The sequence below is a fragment of the Microlunatus sp. Gsoil 973 genome (genome assembly GCF_009707365.1).
Classification (GTDB): domain Bacteria; phylum Actinomycetota; class Actinomycetes; order Propionibacteriales; family Propionibacteriaceae; genus Microlunatus.
Map to the genome: position 1 here is coordinate 2,270,712 of NZ_CP046122.1, position 17,921 is coordinate 2,288,632.

21 protein-coding genes and 1 riboswitch are annotated in these 17,921 nt (G+C 67.3%); of the genes, 5 read left to right on the top strand and 16 right to left on the bottom strand.

Annotation, left to right across the window (positions count from 1 at the left end; translation table 11 throughout):
• Positions 1 to 14 precede the first annotated feature (14 nt).
• From GJV80_RS10595 to infC, 7 genes are all read right to left on the bottom strand, one after another.
• Positions 15 to 821 carry a sulfate ABC transporter permease gene (locus GJV80_RS10595; protein WP_230208341.1) on the bottom strand — a complete coding sequence of 269 codons (807 nt, stop codon included), beginning with the start codon at positions 819 to 821 and terminating at the stop codon, positions 15 to 17.
• On the bottom strand, positions 814 to 1,704 hold the full coding sequence (cysT, locus tag GJV80_RS10600) for a sulfate ABC transporter permease subunit CysT (RefSeq protein WP_154687865.1): 891 nt from the start codon (positions 1,702 to 1,704) through the stop codon (positions 814 to 816). The genes GJV80_RS10595 and cysT overlap by 8 nt, the downstream gene beginning before the upstream one ends.
• Positions 1,704 to 2,750, bottom strand: a complete 1,047-nt coding sequence (locus GJV80_RS10605; RefSeq protein ID WP_154687866.1) for a sulfate ABC transporter substrate-binding protein — start codon at positions 2,748 to 2,750, stop codon at positions 1,704 to 1,706. The genes cysT and GJV80_RS10605 overlap by 1 nt, the downstream gene beginning before the upstream one ends.
• 162 nt (positions 2,751 to 2,912) lie before the next feature.
• On the bottom strand, positions 2,913 to 3,692 hold the full coding sequence (locus GJV80_RS10610) for an RNA methyltransferase (protein ID WP_230208342.1): 780 nt from the start codon (positions 3,690 to 3,692) through the stop codon (positions 2,913 to 2,915).
• Positions 3,693 to 3,777: 85 nt separating this feature from the next.
• Complete coding sequence (gene rplT / locus GJV80_RS10615; RefSeq protein ID WP_154687867.1) at positions 3,778 to 4,149, bottom strand: 50S ribosomal protein L20; 372 nt, start codon at positions 4,147 to 4,149, stop codon at positions 3,778 to 3,780.
• An 83-nt stretch (positions 4,150 to 4,232) separates the two neighbouring features.
• On the bottom strand, positions 4,233 to 4,427 hold the full coding sequence (gene rpmI / locus GJV80_RS10620) for a 50S ribosomal protein L35 (protein ID WP_154687868.1): 195 nt from the start codon (positions 4,425 to 4,427) through the stop codon (positions 4,233 to 4,235).
• A gap of 191 nt (positions 4,428 to 4,618) precedes the next feature.
• Entirely contained in the window at positions 4,619 to 5,386 is a 768-nt protein-coding gene (gene infC / locus GJV80_RS10625; protein ID WP_230208343.1) for a translation initiation factor IF-3, read from the bottom strand.
• Positions 5,387 to 5,659: 273 nt separating this feature from the next.
• On the opposite strand from infC, the gene GJV80_RS10630 reads away from it, so the two are divergent.
• From GJV80_RS10630 to rhmD, 3 genes are read left to right on the top strand one after another with little or no spacing between them, the layout of a single operon-like run.
• A complete protein-coding gene (locus GJV80_RS10630; protein WP_154687869.1) occupies positions 5,660 to 7,036 on the top strand; it encodes an MFS transporter in 1,377 nt (458 codons plus the stop codon).
• On the top strand, positions 7,033 to 8,124 hold the full coding sequence (locus GJV80_RS10635) for a zinc-binding dehydrogenase (RefSeq protein WP_154687870.1): 1,092 nt from the start codon (positions 7,033 to 7,035) through the stop codon (positions 8,122 to 8,124). Before GJV80_RS10630 ends, GJV80_RS10635 begins: the two co-directional genes overlap by 4 nt.
• Positions 8,121 to 9,329: an L-rhamnonate dehydratase gene (rhmD, locus tag GJV80_RS10640; RefSeq protein WP_154687871.1), complete on the top strand. Its 1,209-nt coding sequence runs from the start codon at positions 8,121 to 8,123 to the stop codon at positions 9,327 to 9,329. Before GJV80_RS10635 ends, rhmD begins: the two co-directional genes overlap by 4 nt.
• Here rhmD and GJV80_RS10645 read toward each other — a convergent pair whose 3' ends face one another.
• Positions 9,330 to 9,860: an SseB family protein gene (locus GJV80_RS10645; RefSeq protein ID WP_154687872.1), complete on the bottom strand. Its 531-nt coding sequence runs from the start codon at positions 9,858 to 9,860 to the stop codon at positions 9,330 to 9,332.
• A gap of 93 nt (positions 9,861 to 9,953) precedes the next feature.
• On the opposite strand from GJV80_RS10645, the gene GJV80_RS10650 reads away from it, so the two are divergent.
• Positions 9,954 to 10,430: a hypothetical protein gene (locus GJV80_RS10650; protein WP_154687873.1), complete on the top strand. Its 477-nt coding sequence runs from the start codon at positions 9,954 to 9,956 to the stop codon at positions 10,428 to 10,430.
• A 41-nt stretch (positions 10,431 to 10,471) separates the two neighbouring features.
• On the top strand, positions 10,472 to 11,545 hold the full coding sequence (locus GJV80_RS10655) for a GNAT family N-acetyltransferase (protein WP_154687874.1): 1,074 nt from the start codon (positions 10,472 to 10,474) through the stop codon (positions 11,543 to 11,545).
• Here the strand turns inward: GJV80_RS10655 and GJV80_RS10660 are convergent.
• From GJV80_RS10660 to GJV80_RS10695, 8 genes are all read right to left on the bottom strand, one after another.
• On the bottom strand, positions 11,542 to 11,985 hold the full coding sequence (locus GJV80_RS10660) for a PH domain-containing protein (protein ID WP_154687875.1): 444 nt from the start codon (positions 11,983 to 11,985) through the stop codon (positions 11,542 to 11,544). The genes GJV80_RS10655 and GJV80_RS10660 overlap by 4 nt on opposite strands.
• Positions 11,986 to 11,994: 9 nt before the next feature.
• Positions 11,995 to 12,843 (bottom strand): ATP phosphoribosyltransferase, encoded by an 849-nt coding sequence (gene hisG, locus GJV80_RS10665; RefSeq protein ID WP_154690191.1) that lies wholly within the window; start codon positions 12,841 to 12,843, stop codon positions 11,995 to 11,997.
• Positions 12,844 to 12,878: 35 nt separating this feature from the next.
• Entirely contained in the window at positions 12,879 to 13,142 is a 264-nt protein-coding gene (locus GJV80_RS10670; protein WP_154690192.1) for a phosphoribosyl-ATP diphosphatase, read from the bottom strand.
• A 51-nt stretch (positions 13,143 to 13,193) separates the two neighbouring features.
• Complete coding sequence (gene pnuC / locus GJV80_RS10675; RefSeq protein WP_154690193.1) at positions 13,194 to 13,898, bottom strand: nicotinamide riboside transporter PnuC; 705 nt, start codon at positions 13,896 to 13,898, stop codon at positions 13,194 to 13,196.
• A 96-nt stretch (positions 13,899 to 13,994) separates the two neighbouring features.
• Positions 13,995 to 14,129: riboswitch (FMN riboswitch) on the bottom strand.
• A 174-nt stretch (positions 14,130 to 14,303) separates the two neighbouring features.
• A complete protein-coding gene (gene mshC, locus GJV80_RS10680; RefSeq protein ID WP_154687876.1) occupies positions 14,304 to 15,545 on the bottom strand; it encodes a cysteine--1-D-myo-inosityl 2-amino-2-deoxy-alpha-D-glucopyranoside ligase in 1,242 nt (413 codons plus the stop codon).
• A gap of 45 nt (positions 15,546 to 15,590) precedes the next feature.
• Positions 15,591 to 16,481 carry an SCO1664 family protein gene (locus GJV80_RS10685; protein ID WP_154687877.1) on the bottom strand — a complete coding sequence of 297 codons (891 nt, stop codon included), beginning with the start codon at positions 16,479 to 16,481 and terminating at the stop codon, positions 15,591 to 15,593.
• Entirely contained in the window at positions 16,456 to 17,046 is a 591-nt protein-coding gene (locus GJV80_RS10690; RefSeq protein WP_154687878.1) for a DUF3090 domain-containing protein, read from the bottom strand. The genes GJV80_RS10685 and GJV80_RS10690 overlap by 26 nt, the downstream gene beginning before the upstream one ends.
• Before the next feature lie 24 nt (positions 17,047 to 17,070).
• Positions 17,071 to 17,886 (bottom strand): MSMEG_4193 family putative phosphomutase, encoded by an 816-nt coding sequence (locus GJV80_RS10695; RefSeq protein WP_154687879.1) that lies wholly within the window; start codon positions 17,884 to 17,886, stop codon positions 17,071 to 17,073.
• Positions 17,887 to 17,921: the final 35 nt, after the last annotated feature.

The window sequence follows — 17,921 nt, forward strand, 5'->3', positions numbered from 1 at the left end:
TCTCCCAGTCCCCCTCATCGTTCCCGCGGCCGCACCGCGGCGACCCCGATCAAACACGCGATCGAGACCATCACCAGCAGGAAGGCGACCGCGTACGCCGCCGGCTGCTCGAATCCCTGGTACTTGGCCTCGACCACCAGCGTCGCGGTCTGCGTTCGGCCGGTGATGTTGCCGGAGACCACCTTCACCGCACCGAACTCACCCACCGACCTGGCCAGGCTCAGCACGAGGCCGTACACGACAGCCCATTTGATGCTCGGCAGGGTGATCCGCCACAACGTCTGCAGCCAGTTCGCGCCGAGGCTGCGCGCCGCCTGTTCCTGATCCTCACCGACCTCGGTCAATGTTGGCACCACTTCCCGGATCACCAACGGCAGCGCGACGAAGGTGGTCGCCATGATCATTCCGGGCGAGTTGAAGATCACCTGCAGCCCGTGATCCTCCAGGAACGGCCCGAACCAGCCGTTGCGGCCGTTGTAGACCAGCACCAGTGCCAACCCGACGACGACCGGCGAGACCGAAAGCGGCAGATCGATCAGGGCCGACAACAACCGCTTGCCGGGAAAGTCGTAGCGCACCAACAGGATCGAGATCGTCACGCCGAACACCAGGTTGATGGCCACCGCCCACAATGCGACGATGGCGGTCAACCGGATGCCGTCGATCACCTCGGGATCGGTGAGGGTGTCCATCAGGTTGGAGACTCCCCCGTCGAAGGTGCGGGCGATCAACATCACCAGCGGCAGCACGACCAGGAAGAGCAGGTAGCCGACCGCGACCAGCCGCAGCACCCAACGTGTCGGTGTGGAGGTCCTAACCACGTCGTGCCACCACCCATTGCACGACATCCAGGGCGATGATCACGATCAACGCCACCGCGAGCATCACCGAGGCGACGGCCGCAGCCTTGGCGTTGCTTCCGTTCTCGATGAAGGACAGCACCCGCACGGAGACGACCTCGGTACGGAACGGCCGGTTGCCGCTGAGCAGCACCAGTGAGCCGTACTCGGAGATCGCCCGGGCGAAGGACAGCGCGGCACCCGAGGTGATCGCCGGCGCCAAGGACGGCAGGATGATCCGGGCGACGATGGTGCGGGGCGATGCACCCAACGATGCCGCCGCCTCCTCGACGTCGACGTCCAACTCCTCCAGTACCGGTTGCACGGACCGGACGACGAACGGCAGGGTGACGAAAGCCAACGCCAACCACACCGCCATCCTGGTGAAGGCGAAGTGCAGTCCCATCGGGCTGCTCGGGCCGTACAGCGTCAGCAGTACCAGGCCGGCGACCACCGTCGGCGAAGCGAACGGGACGTCGATGATCACGTTCAGCACCGACCGGCCCCAGAACCGGTCACGCACCAGCACCCAGGCGATCACCGTGCCGAGCACGATGTTGATCAGTGTCGCCAGCGCCGCCTGGGTGACGGTCAGCGAGATCGCCGCCCAGGTCTGGTCGTCGGTCAGCACGGCGAGGTAGCGCCCCACCCCACCGGCAGCCGCCGTGGCGACGACCGCCGACAGCGGCAGCAGCACCAGCAGACTGAACCAGATGGTGGCCAACCCGAGGCCAAGGCCGGCACCACGGGTGAGCGTGACTCGGTGCCGGACCCGACGACCCGGGCCCGCGGCGGGTAGGTCCGGCGGGTCCGAGATCGGACTGACCGACCGGTCAGTCCCGATCGTCGCCGGAGCGGTGGTCATCAGTTCGAGCCCACCTTGCCCGTGCTCTGCTGCAACTGGGTGATGATGCCCAGCGGCGCGCCGTCCTCGCCGTCACCGAAGAACTGGTCCGCCGCCTTGCTCCAGCCGCCGAAGTCCTTGTCCAGTGTGAACAGCTTCTGCGGTTGCGGGAACGGGTTCGCCGGATCATTGGCGCCCTCCACCTGGCCGACGTCGACGCCGTCGATGACCGGGCGGAAGCCGGCCTGGGCGTAAAGCTTCTGTCCCTCGGCGCTGGTCATGAACTTCAGGAAGTCCTTCGCCTTCTGGCTTGCGCCGACGGTCACCGTCGCCGGGTTCTCGATCTTGAGCGTGTCGGAGGGAACGATGTAGTCGATGTCGGCGCCGCTCTGCCTGGCCTCGATGGCCTCGTTCTCGTAGGACAGCAGCACGTCGCCGGACCCGTCGGTGAAGGCCGTGGTGGCCTCCCGGCCGCTGCCGGGAAGCGCGATCGTGTTGTTCAGCACCTTGGTCACGTACGCCTTGGCGTCGGCCTCACTGCCACCGTTGCCGGTGATGTGTGCCCAGGCGGCAAGGATGTTCCACCGCGCCGAGCCGGAGGAACCCGGGTTCGGCGTGATGATCTTCACGCCCGGCCTGGCCAGGTCGTCCCAGCCGGTGATGTGCTTCGGGTTCCCCTTGCGCACAACGATCACCACCACCGATGAGGTGGCGATGCCGTGGCTCGGTGTGTCCTTCCAGTTCTCCGAGACCAGCTTGTCCTTGACCAGCCTGGTGACGTCGGTCTCCAGCGAGAAGTGCACGATGTCGGCCTTGGCGCCGGCCTCGACGGCCCGGCTCTGGTCTCCCGATGCGCCGTAGGAGGTCTCGAACTCGACGTTCTTGCCCTCTGGCGTCTCCTGGAAGCCCTTGAAGACCGGTTTGTTGGCCGCGTTCAACACCGAGAATCCGGTGACCCGGATCGTGCTCGTGTCGGCCCCGCTGGCCCCGGTCATCGAGCCGCATCCGGCCAGAACCAGTACGCCGACGATGACGGCCGCGATCGCGGCCTTGACCCGCATTCCCATGGTGTTCCCCTTCGTCCCCTGCTGGTCGACCCCTGCCGCCGGAGCGGCGGAACTCTCCTAGTATCCCGACTTTCTCGAGATTGTCGGTATTTATACTAGGGTTTTGTCCCGGAACAAATCCGGATGTCATGGGATGGACACACCGATCGCCGGGATTCCCGGCTACTGCTCGGCGGGTCCGGGCTCCTCGCCGGACCGCTGGGCGAAGGCGGATGCGTACAGGCAGACCGCGGCTGCGGTACTCAGATTGAGGCTCTCCGCAGCGCCGTAGATGGGCACCGATACGACCCGGTCAGCCAGCTCGAGCTGGTCGGGATGGAGGCCGCGGGCCTCGTTGCCCATCAGCCACACGGTCGGTGCGGCGAGGTCGCCGGATCGCAGCAGTTCGTCCAGACCGTACGCTCCCCCGCCTGCTGCCGCGAGGACCTGCAGTCCCTGCTGCCGACAGCGGTCGAGCGCGACCTCCAATTCGGCGTTGGTGACGACGGGCAGGTGGAAGATGCTGCCGGTGCTGGCGCGGACGGTCTTGGGGTTGTAGAGGTCGACGGAGGCGGAACCGAGGATGACGGCGTCGGCGCCGGCGGCATCGGCACAGCGGATCACCGTGCCGGCGTTGCCGGGGTCGCGGATCTCGGCACAACACACGATCAGTCGCGGCCGACCGGCCAGGGCCGTCTCAAGTCCGACGTCCAGCGTCGGACAGATCGCGACGATCCCCTGTGGCGTGGTCGAATCGGTGACTGCGCCGAGTTGGTCCTCGGTGATCAACGAGGGGTCGAGGCCGGCCCGTCGGACGGCATCAACGAGATCGGTGTGGCGTTCCGCGGCGCGCCGGGTGACCAGAACCGTACGAGGTGGACGGTCGGCTGCCAGCGCCTCACGAACAGCCTGGGGTCCCTCGGCGAGGAACTCATCCCTGGCGAGGCGTTCCTTGCGGCGCAACAGACGACGAGCCGACCGCAGCTGTCCCGCGGAGGCGGGAGTCAGCCCGGTCGGCTCGTCGGAAGTGGCTACGGGGCACCTACCCTCAGGCGGCAGCAGCTTCTGCGCTGTGCTCCTTGGCGACCTTGACCAGCGCGGCGAACGCGGCGGAGTCGGTGACGGCGAGATCGGCGAGGATCTTGCGATCGACCTCCACACCGGCGGCGCGCAGCCCCGCGATGAACCGGTTGTAGGTCATGCCCTCGGCGCGCACGGCGGCGTTGATCCGCTGGATCCACAGCTTGCGGAACTCGCCCTTGCGAGCGCGGCGGTCACGGTAGGCGTAGGTGAACGAATGCGTCACCTGCTCCTTGGCCTTGCGGTACAGCCGGGAGCGCTGACCCCGGTAACCGGAGGCCTGTTCGAGGACCTCGCGACGCTTCTTGTGCGCGTTGACGGAACGCTTGACGCGTGCCATGAGAATTCTCCTTCTGTCCTGCGGGGTTACTGCGTGGTGGACGAGACGCCGGTCGACGGTGTCGCGGCGCCCATGGCACGTCCTTACTTACGGAGCAGCTTCTTGATCGTCTTGGCGTCGCCGCCCTCGAGGGTGCCGAAGGCGTCGATACGGCGGAGCCGCTTGCTCGGCTTGTGCTCGTTCAAGTGGGTCTTGCCCGCCTTGCGGTGCACGATCTTTCCCGAGCCGGTCGTCCGGAAGCGCTTCTTGGCGCCGGAGTGCGTCTTCATCTTCGGCATGGCGATGCCGCTCCTTACCTGTTGTCCTGCCTGTGCCGACCGGGATGCCGGCCGGCTTTCGGTCCCGCCTCCTTGCGGTACGAGTCCTGTCTGGGCCACACTGCGCCGATTCCTCTCGAATCGAGCGCAGCTCTGCACCGTCACTGCCGGCTGACCCGGTCCGGCAGTGAATCGAACCAATCCTTATGTGCTCAGATCTGATCGGGATCCAAGCCCGCGAGCGCGTCCTTCTTCCGCGTCACCGGCTTGGCACGTTCTTCGTCAATCAGATCCTCCGGCGACTCGGTCGCCTTCACAGCGCCACCGCGTTCGGCCTTGAGTGCCGACCTGTTCTTGTGCGGACCCAACACCATCAGCATGTTGCGTCCGTCCTGCTTCGGCGAGGACTCGATGAAGCCGAACTCCTCGACATCGGTGGCCAACCGTTGCAGCAGGTTGTAGCCGAGTTCTGGGCGGGACTGCTCCCGGCCGCGGAACATGATCGTGATCTTGACCTTGTCGCCTTCCTTGAGGAACCGGACGACGTGACCCTTCTTGGTCTCGTAGTCGTGCGCGTCGATCTTGGGACGGAGTTTCATCTCCTTGATGACGGTGTTGGTCTGGTTCCGCCGGGACTCACGGGCCTTCTGCGCGTTCTCGTACTTGAACTTGCCGTAGTCCATGAGCTTGGCGACCGGGGGCCGCGCCATGGGCGCGACTTCGACCAGATCGAGTTCTGCCTCGCGGGCCAGCCGCAGGGCGTCCTCGATCCGGACAATCCCGACCTGTTCGCCGGCCGGTCCTACCAGGCGAACTTCGGGGATGCGAATGCGTTCGTTGATTCGCGGTTCGGAGCTGATGAGTTCCTCCAGGTTTGTCGATGGTTCTTCGGTGCGCGACCTCGCCGGCCCGACGGCACCGGATCCGCGCGACAAGGGCAACAAGAACGGGCCCCCGCCGACGGCGAAGACCCGGTTCATCCGAGACGTTCGGTCGTACGCTCACAGATCGTACGATCCAACACTGCCACCGGCGATACTGCCGGCGCCTGCTCGGTACCGACCCGACAACTGCCGCTAGCGGCGCCGTACGGGTGGGAGATCGGGTCTCCACTTGCGGATCCGATGACGAATCACCGGATCAGTCGCATACGAGTGTAACACCGATCCCCCAACGGTCATTCCTCGTCGCCGCTGGGTATGGTCCGTCCGTCCGCTCGGGGAAAGACGACCGGAAAGGTGACAGTGATGTCGATGCCCGGACCAGCGTCCGGCGACGTGGTCGCTGAACGCAACGAACTCAGTGCACAGGCGACAAAGCGGGTCTTCCGTCGGCTGGTCCCGTTCCTGCTGCTGATGTACGTGATCGCCTTCCTCGACCGGAGCAACGTGTCCTTCGCCCAGGACGAGTGGCAGGCGAACGCCGGGATCAGCGCCGCGTCCTACTCCTTCGGCGCCGGCCTGTTCTTCGCCGGGTACGCCATCTTCGAGGTGCCGAGCAATCTGTTGTTGCACCGGGTCGGCGCCCGGTGGTGGCTGGCCAGGATCATGGTCAGCTGGGGCATCGTCTCGAGCCTCTTCATGTTCGTCAGCGGGCCGACGAGCTTCTACATCCTGCGATTCCTGCTCGGGGTGACCGAGGCCGGGTTCTTCCCCGGCGTCATCCTCTACCTCACCTACTGGGTGCCCGCACGTCATCTGAACCGGGCTCGCGGCTACTTCTACATGGGCATCGCGTTGGCCGGCATCCTCGGTAATCCGCTGTCGGGCGGACTGCTCGAACTTGACGGCGTCGCCGGCCTGCACGGCACCCAGTGGATGTTCCTGGTCGAGGGGGTGCTGGCCATCGCGGTCGGCATCTGGTCCTACTTCTTCCTCACCGACCGGCCACGACACGCCACCTGGCTGCCCGACGACCAACGGGAGGCATTGGCCACGGTGATCGACGAGGAGGACACCGCGAAGTCCTCCGGCCACGGCCCGACCAAGGTGATGCGCGCGCTCGGGAACTGGCGCGTCTGGTACTTCGCGGCCATCTATTTCTGCATCCAGATCGCGGTCTACGGGATGACCTTCTTCCTGCCGACCCAGGTCACCGCGATCACCGGGCAGAAGCTCGGCTTCGCGGCCGCCCTGGTCACCGCCATCCCGTGGCTCTTCGGGCTGATCTCGGTCGCCTACTTCCCCGGGCTTGCTGACCGCACCCGTCGGCACCGGTTGATCGGCACCACCCTGTTGCTGGTCAGTGCGCTCGGGATCGCAATCTCCGGTGCGCTGAGCGGCAACCCGGTGTTGGCCATCGGCGGACTGGCGCTGGCCGCGATCGGCTTCGTCGCGGTCCAACCCATCTTCTGGGCACTGCCCACCGAATACATGACCGGGTACGCGGCCGCCGCGGGGATCGGATTGATCAATTCGCTGGGAAATCTCGGCGGATTCCTGGCGCCGGTGATGCGCAGCCGCTTCGATGAGACCGTCGGCGGGAACTCCGGACTCTACTCGCTGGCCGCCGGGGCGGCTGCGGCGGCCGTGCTGATGGCGATCACCGCACTGTTCCCGAAGGCGAACAAGATCGAGACCGGTGAGGCCGGGACCGTCCGGGCCGACCGCGTGACCGAAAGGACCCGATGAGAGCCCTGGTGCTCAATGGCGACTACGACATCTCCGTCCAGGAGCGTCCCGATCCGAGCCCGGCACCGGGCGAGGTGCTGATCGACGTCATCGCGACCGGGATCTGTGGTTCGGACTTCCACGGATACTCCGGGGAGAACGGTCGGCGCCGGCCCGGCCAGGTGATGGGCCACGAAACCGTCGGCAGGATCTCCGCGCTCGGCCCGCAGGTCGGCGATCGTGCTGAAGATCATCGGGAAGGTGATCCCGGGTCGGGTGATCGTTGGGCGGGCAGTCTTCGGGTCGGCGACCTCGTGACGGTGAACCCGGTGATCAGCTGCGGCACCTGCGCGGCCTGTCGCGCCGGCCGGGACCACTGGTGTGGGACCAAGAAGGTCTTCGGCGTGGCACCGGAGATCGCGGCCGCCTTCGCAGACCGGTTCGTGATGCCGGCCGGCAACGTGGTCAGACTGCCGGCCGACCTGCCGGCCGAACTGGGCGCACTGGTCGAGCCGCTGTCGGTCGGCTACCACGCCGTACGCCGAGGTCAGCCGAGCCCCGATGATCGTGTCCTGATCCTGGGCGGCGGGCCGATCGGCCAGGCCTGTCTGTTGGCGGCCCGGCGGCTGGGTGTGGAGCGGCTGGCGGTTTCGGATCCGCAGGAGTCCCGCCGCTCGATCTGCGCCAGGCTCGGGGCGGCGGTGCTCGACCCTACGGGCGACGGGTCGGCAGACGCCGCGGTCGCCGCCCTCGGCGACCGCCCGACGCTGGTGCTCGACGCAGTAGGCATCCCTGCGACGGTAGCTGCCGGGCTCGAGGTCTCGGCCCTCGGCGCGAGGATCGTGCTGGTCGGCATGGGCTCACCGCGGATCGATCTCGCCGCATATGCGATCAGCACCCAGGAACGGTCGCTGATCGGCTCGTTCACCTACACCGCAACGGAATTCGCCGAAACGGCCGCCTGGGTGGGCGGCCGGCCGGAGGGAATCGAGTCGCTGATCGACGGCCGGGTCGACTGGGACGGCGCGCCGCGGGCGTTCGATGATCTTGCGCGGGGCGCCACCGAGGCGAGCAAGATCCTGGTCTTTCCGCAGGGTGTGCCGGCATGAGCAGGATCGGTACGACGAAGATCACCGACGTCCGGGCGTACGTGGTGGGCGGGGCGTCCGGTACGGCCGGCGCCGGAGTCGACTATCACGATCAGCAGGGCTATCACTGGATCGATGACCACATCGCCACCCCGATGGCGGGCTACCCCGGCTACGCCGACAGCCGACGATCATTCGGGCTGAACGTTCTCGGCACGCTGGTGGTCCAGGTCGAGGCCGACGACCAAACGATCGGCTTCGGCGTGACAACGGCGGGCGAACCCGGCGCCTGGATCGTCGAACACCACCTGTCCCGGTTCCTGATCGGGACGCCGGTCACCCAGATCGAGAAGATCTGGGACCAGCTGTACCGCTCGACGCTCTTCTACGGCCGCAAGGGACTGGTGCTGAACGTGATCAGCGCAGTCGACCTGGCGTTGTGGGACCTGCTCGGCCGGATCCGTCAGGAACCGGTGTACGCCTTGTTGGGCGGTCCGGTCCGCGACGAGTTGATCATGTACGCCACCGGCGCCCGGCCCGATCGTGCCCGGGAGTTGGGCTTCGTCGGCGGCAAGCTGCCGCTGCATCACGGTCCGCACGAGGGCGCGGAGGGTCTCCGCGCCAACCTGGCCGAGCTGGCGACGATGCGGGACCTCGTCGGCCCGGACTTCTGGCTGATGCTCGACTGTTGGATGTCGCTGGACCTTGACTACGCCGTACGGCTCGCCGATGCCGCCCAGGAGTACGGATTGAAATGGCTCGAGGAGGCGCTGCCGCCCGACGACTACTGGGGCTACCGGGCGTTGCGGGCCGCCGCCCCGCGGGGCATGTTGATCTCCACCGGCGAGCACGAGGCCACCCGCTGGGGATTCCGGATGCTGTTGGAGATGGGCTGTGCCGACATCCTGCAGCCTGATGTCGGCTGGTGCGGCGGCATCACCGAGTTGCTCAGGATCTCCGCGCTGGCCGACGCCCATGGAGCGCTGGTGGTGCCGCACGGGTCGAGCGTCTACAGCTACCACTTCGTGATCACCCGGACCAACAGCCCGTTCGCCGAGTTCATCATGATGGCGCCGGAGGCCGACGAGGTGGTGCCGATGTTCCGACCGTTGCTCCTGAACGAACCGGTGCCGATCAACGGCAGACTGCGGCTGCCGGAGACGCCAGGCTTCGGCGTCGAATTGAATCCCGAGGTCGAACTCACCCGGCCGTACCAGCGTCGCTGATCACCCGGGCTGGTCACGATCGGCCGGCACGGCCCAACCGAAGCCACCGTCGGGCAGTTCGACCAGCCGGTGCCCCGCGGCGAGCTGGTCGAGGAGCTGGCCGTCGACGGCCAGCGGGTGGGACGTCCCGACATCGATCAACAGCGCCTCCGCGGCCTCCTGCCTCGCCGAGCCGGCCGCCAGGTCGAGCGTCACCGGCACCGGCCTCGCCTCGGAGTTCCAGGCGGCCAGAGCATCCAGGCCGGTGAAGGCGACCATGGCCTTCCGCCCGTCGGCGGTCTGCAAGAGGACGACGGCCATCTCGGCCTCCTTGTCCGATGTCAGGCCCGCCTCGGTGCGACCTTCGACGGTCGTCGTCGCGACCACCGGCACGAGGAGGCGTACGGTGCACAACGCGGCGATCGCTCGGAGGTAACTTTCCGGATCGGATCCGACGGCTGCGAGCCGGTCGCGGATCTGTGGATCGGCCTGCCCGTCGTCGCCCGGGAAGGGTGTGTCGGCAAGTGTGCGTTGGTGATGGGGTTCTGGCATAACGCAGCCACGGTAGCGGGTGTCCGGCGATCCAGGGCGGCCTCGGGGCTGTCACCGATCGCCAGTTGCACCGGAGCGTGGCAGCCTTGAGACATGCCTGCAGCAGAGTCGGTTCTTCTCCCGTTGTGCGTCGCCATCGCCCTGATCGGGGTGATTCTCGCCGGCCTGGCCTGGCGGCGAGGCAACAAGGGACGGGTAGTCCAGGCCGCTGCCCTGGTGATCGTTCCCTTCGGCCTGTACCTGACCGGGCTGCTGACGGTGCTCTGGAACTGGGCGGTTGAACTTGTCCGCTGGGCCGTCCACCTGGTGTTCTCCCCGCTGCACTGGATCGGGTTCGGCATCCTCGCGCTGAGCGTGGTGTTGTTCGTGATCGGCGCGGTGCTGGCCCGGCTGACCGGCGGGACGAAGACCGACACGAAGGCCAAGCAGACCAAGCAGGTCTCCGGCAAACCGTCCGGCTCGGGCGGTAGGACGCCGACCAAGGCTGTTGCCGGCCGCAAGCAGCAGGCCGACGTCGATCCCGAACTGGCCGAGATCGAGGCGCTGTTGAAATCCCGCGGCATCGAGTAAATCCGTGGCATCGACCAGTCCTGACAAGGCAGACTCCGCGGGTGTCCGACATCGAGATCCGTGAACTGACCGTCCCTGAGGCCGAAGGCGCCGCGGGTTGGGATGAGCTGGTCGGCTATGCCGAGCTGAGCAACCAGGTCGTCCGCGAGGACACCGGCGTGACCGACCTCGATGAACCGCCGAAACAGGTCCTTGCCCGCCTTCGTGACCCGTACACGGCCAGCCGGGTGTTCGGTGTCTACCGGGGCGACCGAATGGTCGGCTTCGGTGAGGTCGAGAGCGAGCGGGAGCAGACGATCGCCTGGCTCTGGGCAGGGATCGTGGCGGCGGAGCGTCGCCGGCGGTTGGGCTCACAGCTGGTCGAGGTGCTGACCGGTGCTGCCGTCGAAGCCGGCGCGACCACTCTGCAGGCCGGCACGTACCACACGGATCTGGACAGCGAGCCTCGCCTGGCCTCACCGTCGGGGCCCGGGTCGATTCCGGCAGCTGACGCAACTACGCAGTTCCTGCGGGCCCGCGGTTTCGGGCTCGGGCAGGTCGAGATCATGAGTGCCCTGTCCTTGCCCGTCTCGGAGGACAGGCTGACGGAGCTGGCCGGGCTGGCACGACCGGCGGACGACTACGAGCTGATCGACTGGACGGGCGCGACGCCTCCGGGGCTGCTCGACGGCTACGCCAAGCTGCGCACGATCGTCAGCACGGCCGTGCCGACCGGTGAGCTGGCAGAGGAGCAACAGGTCTGGGACGCCGACCGGGTCCGCAGCCGCGACGAGCAGAACGCCCGGGCCGGACTGATCACCACGATCACGGTCGCCCGACATCGGCCGACCGGCGATCTGGTCGCCTTCACCGCGCTGGCCCGCCCGGCGGGGGCGAGCGGCCGGGCGGTCACCCAGGGATACACGATGGTGCTTCCGGAGCACCGCGGGCACAACCTGGGAATGCGGATCAAGATCAACAATCTCCGACGGCTGATGACCGTCGACGACCTACCAGCAAGGATCATCACCGGCAATGCCGGCGAGAACGAGGCGATGCTGCGCATCAACCTGGCGCTGGGCTTCCGCCCGTTCGTGGTCGCGGGATGGTGGGAGAAGAAGCTGGTCGCCGGCTAGCGCGCGGCGTCGGCTTCGGTGCGCAGCCGGCGCAACGTCGCGACGGCCCGGTCGGCACGCTGGTGGTCGGTCCGCTGGATGCCCAGCAACATGATCTTGTCCGGGTCCTCGCGGTCGTTGATCAACAGGGTGGGCCACGGGTCGCCTTCGCGGTAGACGAGTCCGCACACCTGGTGCCAGCCGATCTTGTGGATCCGGACAGCGTTGCGGATCTCCAGGCCGGCATGATCGGCGCGTACCGTGCTCATTGCGACGGCCATGATCACTGCGATGATCACGAACAGCACCAACAACAGCGTGATCACCTGCGACGGAGTGAACAGGGCCCGTAGGTGCGGCGGCAGCGCGATCCAGCCGACTATCACGGCGGCCACCAGGACACCGGAGAAGACGCTACCGACGATCCGCATCCGCCGCGGATAGCTGACCAACACTCCCACCGTCCTGCGCTACAGCCGGCTGGCGGCGATGTCGGTCGCCAGGATGGCGCGGGCGCCGAGGTTCCACAGTTCGTCCATCAGCTGCTGTGCCTCGGCCCGCTTGACCATCGCCCGGACGGCATACCAGCCGTCCCGGGCCAGCGGCGAGATCGTCGGTCCCTCCAGCCCGGGGGTGATCTTGCACGCATCGTCGAGATGATCACCGTCGACGTCGTAGTCGATCATCACGTAGGTCCTGGCTATCAGGACGCCGCTGAGCCGTCGGACCAGTGTGTCGAAGCCGTCCGGCATCGTCTCCCGGGCACTGTGCTTGATCAGGATCGCTTCGGATTCGAGGATCGGGTCGCCGAACAGTTCGAGACCGGCCTGCCGCAGAGTCGTTCCGGTCTCGACCACATCGGCGATCACGTCGGCGATACCCAGCCGGATCGAGGATTCGACGGCGCCCTCGAGCTGGATCAGCCGGGGCGTCACACCGCGCCGGGAGAGGTACTCGCCGACCACCCGCGGAAAGGAGGTGGCGAGGCGTACGCCGTCCAGCCGGTCCTCGGTGAAGTCACTGCCGGCCGGTGCCGCGAACCGGAACCGGCTGCGGGCGAAGCCGAGCACCATGACCTCCTCGGCACTCGCGCCCGAGTCGACCAGCAGATCCCGACCGGTGAAGCCGACGTCGAGGGTGCCCTCGGCGACGTAGGTGGCGATGTCGCGCGGTCGCAGGTAGAAGAACTCCACACCGGTGTCGGAGTCAAGATGCACCAGCTGTTTGGCCTCGCTGCGTTGGCTGTAGCCGGCTTCCCGGAGGATGGCTGCGGCTCCCTCGGAGAGGGCGCCCTTGTTGGGTACGGCGACCCGCAGCATTGGGCGTTCGGAGGTCACTTCGGTCCTTACCGTGATCAGAGGTGACGGTAGACGTCGGCCAGGTCGAGATCGAGCGCGAGCATCATCACCTGCAGATGGTAGAGCAGTTGGCTGATCTCCTCGGCGGTCCGGTCGCCACCCTCGTGTTCGGCGGCCATCCAGACCTCGGCGGCCTCTTCGACGATCTTCTTCCCGATCTCATGGACACCGGCGTCCAGGCGGGCGACCGTGCCCGATCCCGGCTCACGCAGCCGGGCCTTCTCGGAGAGCTCGGCGAAGAGATCGTCGAAGGTCTTCAGTGTCTGGCCGGAAGTCACGCCGACAGCGTAGTTGTCGACCGGCCGCCCGGCCTATTTGGTTGCCACCGGCTCGGCTGCCGGCACGGTGCCGTCCGGAGCCTCCCGACGCTGGATCCGTAGCCAGGAGACGAACCCGACGACGACGATCACCGCATAGACGATGTACATGATCGCCGACGGGTAGTAGCCGGCGGAGAACAGCAGCGGCACACCGACCGCATCGACCGCGATCCAGATCAGCCAGAACTCGGTCCAGCCGCGGGCCATTCCGTAGGTGGCCAGGATGGAGCCGGTCAGGATCCACGCATCGGAGGCGGGGCCCCAGGAGCCGAGCGCCTTGAGCGCGAAGTAGAAGACGGCCCAGAGCACCACCGCGCCGATGATCAACTGCAGCCGTTCCCACCGGTTCGCCCAGCGCGGCCGGACCGCGACGTTCTGGCCGCCGGTCTGGTCGGCGTTGTGTTTGCGGAACTGGTACCACTTGACCCAGCCGTACACGCTGACGATCGCGAAGAACACCTGGCGACCGGCCTGGCCCCAGAGGTTGAGGTCCTGCGGCGTGCCGAAGGTGGCGCCCAGGAACACCGTGAACAACAAGACGTTCCCGACGATCCCGATCGGCCAGGCAGCGACCCTGCGTACCATGCCCAGCAACGCACTGGCGATGCCGAACCCGTTCCCGACGATCTCCCGCCAGGTGATGCCCGGTCCGATGTTGATCTGGGCGTTGACCAGTCGGCCGAGCAGCTCGGTGATGTCCACTTCTGCTTCCTCCACACATCCGGTCGTACGACAGACCGGGGTCGGAGTCGACATCACGGAAACCCGGAAAGGGTCCACGCAGCCGCAGACTCTCGGTTCCTCCCATCCGGACTTTCACCGTCGGTCGTGGAATTCCACCACATCAACCGAACCTGATCGCAAGATCAGATCCGGGTCGCGGACTGTCACCGCCGGTTCGGACTTTCACCGACCCCGGAACCTTGTACGAGACTTGCATCCATTGTGCACCAGTCGTGCACGGGGTGGTAAACCGCGCTCACATCGCGGCTATTCCACGCCGACCACACCACGCCGACCACACCACGCCAACCACACCACGCCGACGACGCCGCACCAACCACACCACGCCGACGACGCCGCACCAACGGCGCCGGCGGATCAGAGGCGGATGCCCAGCAGGGCGTCGACGGCTTCGGCCACCTGCCGGGGGGCCTCGGTGTCGTCGCAGTCGGCCGCCAACGAGGCGCCGGCCCAGGCGTCGACCGCGGCCAGCGCGGTCGGTGCATCCAGGTCATGGTTCAGGGCCGAGCGGATCTGGGTGATCACTTCGGCGGCGCCCAGGCCGGCGTCCAGACGTACGGCCTCCCGCCAGCGCTGCAGCCGGCGCTCGGCGGATCGGAGCAGATCATCGGTCCAGAACCAGTCCTCCCGGTAGCGGTTGGCCAGTAGGGCGAGGCGGATGGCCATCGGGTCGGTGCCCTGTTCGCGCAACTGCGACACCAGGACGAGGTTGCCCAGTGACTTCGACATCTTCTCGCCGTCCAGGCCGACCATCCCACCGTGCACGTACGCTCTGGCGAGCGGCCTGCCGGTTGCCACCCGCGCCTCGGCAGCGCACATCTCGTGATGAGGGAAGACGAGGTCGCTGCCGCCGCCCTGGACGTCGAAATCAGTACCGAGTTTCTGCAGTGCGATCGCCGTGCACTCGATGTGCCAGCCGGGCCGGCCACGGCCGAACGGGCTGTCCCAGGCCGGCTCCCCAGGTCGCTCCAGGCGCCAGACCAGGCAGTCCAGCGGATCCTCCTTGCCCGGTCGGTCCGGATCGCCGCCGCGTTCGGCGAAGACGGCGAGCGCCTGCGCACCCTCGAGGTGGCCGAGCGAGCCGAAGTCGTCGTCACTCTTGCGGCGGAAGTACAGATCCGGGTAGTCGGGGTCGTCCACGGCGTAGATGGAGCCGCGCTGCTGCAACTCGTCGATCAGGTCGGTGATCAGTCCGACCGACTCGACCGCTCCGACGTAGTCGGCCGGTGGGATGACGTTCAGCGCCTCCATGTCGTCGCGGAACAACTGGATCTGGTCCGCGGCCAGGTCACGCCAGTCCACCCCGGTCTGGTCCGCCCGTTCCAGCAGCGGATCGTCGACATCGGTGACGTTCTGGGTGTATTTGACGTCGAGGCCGTGGTCCCGCCAGACACGGTTCAGCAGGTCGAAGGTGACGTAGGTGTTGGCATGGCCCATGTGGGTGGCGTCGTACGGGGTGATGCCGCAGACGTACATCCGTGCAATGCCGTGGCGAGGACCGAGGGTGACGATTTCCTGTGCCGCCGAATCGAAGATCTTCAGGTCATCGCTGTCTGTGCGCGGGACGGTGGGGACGGGCGCCGCTCTCCAGGCCTGCATACGTCGAAGCCTAGCGAGCCGCCCGCGAGCGCCCCGACCCAGACCTCAGAACGGGGGCCATGGGATGGTGTGCCAGTCATTGTGCGGGTGGGGCAGACGCCCGCTGATCATCAGCCCCTCGGCACGCAGCATCAAGGCTTCGATCTCCTCTTCGCTGAGCAGATCGGCGAGCAGGTCGACTGCCTGATCGGCAACGGTACGGATGCGGCCGAGTTCCTCGGCGGTCAACCGATCTCCGGACCAACCCCACAGCAGGGTCCGCAGCTTGTTCTCGGTGTGGAAGCAGATTCCGTGATCAACCCCGAACACCCTTCCCCGGCTGGCCAGGATGTGACCGCCCTTGCGGTCGGCATTGTTGATCAGGGCGTCGAAGACGGCCAGGTTGCGGAGCCGGTTGTCGTCGGCGTGCATCACGACGATCGGGCTGTCGTCGGCCGCGTACCCCTCGACGATCGGGAACCAGCCGCTCTCCGGCACGTCGTCGACCGACACCAGATCGACCAGTCGGTCGACCTCGTCAGCCTCCGAATCAACCCAGATCTGCAGGGAGCCGGGACCGAACGGCCCGTCGGCGAGCACGGTCACCGGGACGACGTCGAAGCCGGCCAGTCGGGACACCCGATAGGCGGCCACCTCGCGGAAACCGAGCGTCCCCTCCGGAAAGTCCCACAGCGGCCGCTCCCCCTTGATGGGCTTGTACACGCCGCGCAACTCCGACCCGGGTCTGGTGATCCTGACCAGGAAGGTCTGGTTCGAGGCCTGCCGGAGTCGCCCGACGATCTCCATCTCACCGTCGGTCGGCTGGGTGGTCAGCGCGGGATGATCTTGATGGTGATCATCAACCTCCGAATGCCGCCGGTCGGCGTGATCATGATCGGTCTGGTTTCCCGCGGCGCCGGGTGTTCCGGGGTCAGAAGAGCGGTCGGCGATAACCATTGGCCCTCGGGCAGATGTGGCCCTCTGCGTCGATGGGCTGCAGGCAGAACGGGCACGCGGGCCGTCCGGCGGCAACCAGTGCCTGGGCCCGCGCGATGAAGTCCCGCGCGTAGGCCGGGCTGATCTTGACGACGATCACCTCGTCGGCGTCGATCTCGTCCGAGGCCGACGCGTCCGGGTCGGGAGGCGCCTCCTCCTCGGATTCCTCGGCCTGGTCGACATTGGAGAACAACTCGATGACGACCCGGTTGACCGTCGGGTCCCACGCGATCGTCATCGTGCCGACCCGGAACTCCTCGGTGATGGGGGCGTCAAGGGGTGAGGTGTCGGAGGCGCGGCTGACCGGCGGCGGCACCTCGACCTGACCGCTGCTGCGCCGGAGGATCTCGTCCAACACGCGTTCCAGGTGCTCGGCCAGCACAGACACCTGTTGCTTCTCCACCACAACGCTGGTGATCCGGTTGCCCTCGCGCGCCTGCAGGAAGAAGGTCCGCTCCCCCGGCTGACCGACCGTCCCGGCGACGAATCGGTCCGGCGAGTCGTACCGGTGCACAAGAATCGCCATGTCTTCCAGCCTAACCGTCTGCCGTCAGAGGAGGTCCTCGGCACCCAGGCCGCCGCCGACCGCGGCCTGTGGCCCGGACTTCGCTGCCGCCGTCCGCGCAGGACGCTTGGCCGCTGCCTTCTTGCCGGTTGTCGCGGCGGATCTGCTCGCAGATCTCCGGGCCGCCTTCTTCGGTGGCTTGGGGATCAGCGACTCGAGGTCCTGGCCGACCGAGTTCATTCTCAGCACGAACGGGCGGTTTCCGGCGTAGTGGATCACCGAGATCGACGCCGGGTCGATCATGATCCGCTGGAACTGGTCAAGATGCATCCCGAGGGCATCGGCGAGGATGGCCTTGATGACGTCGCCGTGCGACACCGCCACCCAGAGCGCAGCGTCGCCGTGTTCGGCAGCGATCCTCTGGTCCCAGGCGCGAATGGCCGCGGTCGCCCGGGCGGACATCTCCGACATCGCCTCACCGTCGGGGAAGCGTACGGCCGAGGGCTGCTGCTGCACCGTTGACCAGAGTTTCTCCTTGGCCAGATCGCTGAGCTTGCGACCGGTCCAGGACCCGTAGCCGCATTCGATCAGCCCGGCCTCGGTGACCACCGGGAGCGGGCCGCCGTTCTGGCCGGCCAGCGCGGCGGCGCCGGCGTCGGCGACGGCCTTGGCCGTCTGTCGACAGCGGCGCAGCGGTGAACTCACCACTGCCCGGACCGGTAGCGGCGCAAGCCGTTCGGCGGCGGCGGCGGCCTGGCGCAGGCCGACCTCGTCCAGCTCGACGCCCGGAGAACGGCCCGCGAGCACGCCGGTCAGGTTGGCGTTGGTCCGGCCATGGCGGAGCAGCAGCACCGTTGTCACGATGGCGACCTTACGTCGGGCCGTAGCAGGTCGGT

Excerpts from the sequence above, each read along its gene's own strand:
- rhmD (WP_154687871.1), top strand. The coding sequence starts at position 8,121 with ATGAGCAGGATCGGTACGACGAAGATCACCGACGTCCGGGCGTACGTG.
- GJV80_RS10630 (WP_154687869.1), top strand. The coding sequence starts at position 5,660 with ATGCCCGGACCAGCGTCCGGCGACGTGGTCGCTGAACGCAACGAACTC.
- mshC (WP_154687876.1), bottom strand. The coding sequence starts at position 15,545 with ATGCAGGCCTGGAGAGCGGCGCCCGTCCCCACCGTCCCGCGCACAGAC.
- cysT (WP_154687865.1), bottom strand. The coding sequence starts at position 1,704 with ATGACCACCGCTCCGGCGACGATCGGGACTGACCGGTCGGTCAGTCCG.
- hisG (WP_154690191.1), bottom strand. The coding sequence starts at position 12,843 with ATGCTGCGGGTCGCCGTACCCAACAAGGGCGCCCTCTCCGAGGGAGCC.
- GJV80_RS10685 (WP_154687877.1), bottom strand. The coding sequence starts at position 16,481 with ATGGTTATCGCCGACCGCTCTTCTGACCCCGGAACACCCGGCGCCGCG.
- infC (WP_230208343.1), bottom strand. The coding sequence starts at position 5,386 with ATGAACCGGGTCTTCGCCGTCGGCGGGGGCCCGTTCTTGTTGCCCTTG.
- GJV80_RS10605 (WP_154687866.1), bottom strand. The coding sequence starts at position 2,750 with ATGGGAATGCGGGTCAAGGCCGCGATCGCGGCCGTCATCGTCGGCGTA.
- GJV80_RS10650 (WP_154687873.1), top strand. The coding sequence starts at position 9,954 with ATGCCTGCAGCAGAGTCGGTTCTTCTCCCGTTGTGCGTCGCCATCGCC.
- GJV80_RS10690 (WP_154687878.1), bottom strand. The coding sequence starts at position 17,046 with ATGGCGATTCTTGTGCACCGGTACGACTCGCCGGACCGATTCGTCGCC.
- rplT (WP_154687867.1), bottom strand. The coding sequence starts at position 4,149 with ATGGCACGCGTCAAGCGTTCCGTCAACGCGCACAAGAAGCGTCGCGAG.
- GJV80_RS10645 (WP_154687872.1), bottom strand. The coding sequence starts at position 9,860 with ATGCCAGAACCCCATCACCAACGCACACTTGCCGACACACCCTTCCCG.
- GJV80_RS10635 (WP_154687870.1), top strand. The coding sequence starts at position 7,033 with ATGAGAGCCCTGGTGCTCAATGGCGACTACGACATCTCCGTCCAGGAG.
- rpmI (WP_154687868.1), bottom strand. The coding sequence starts at position 4,427 with ATGCCGAAGATGAAGACGCACTCCGGCGCCAAGAAGCGCTTCCGGACG.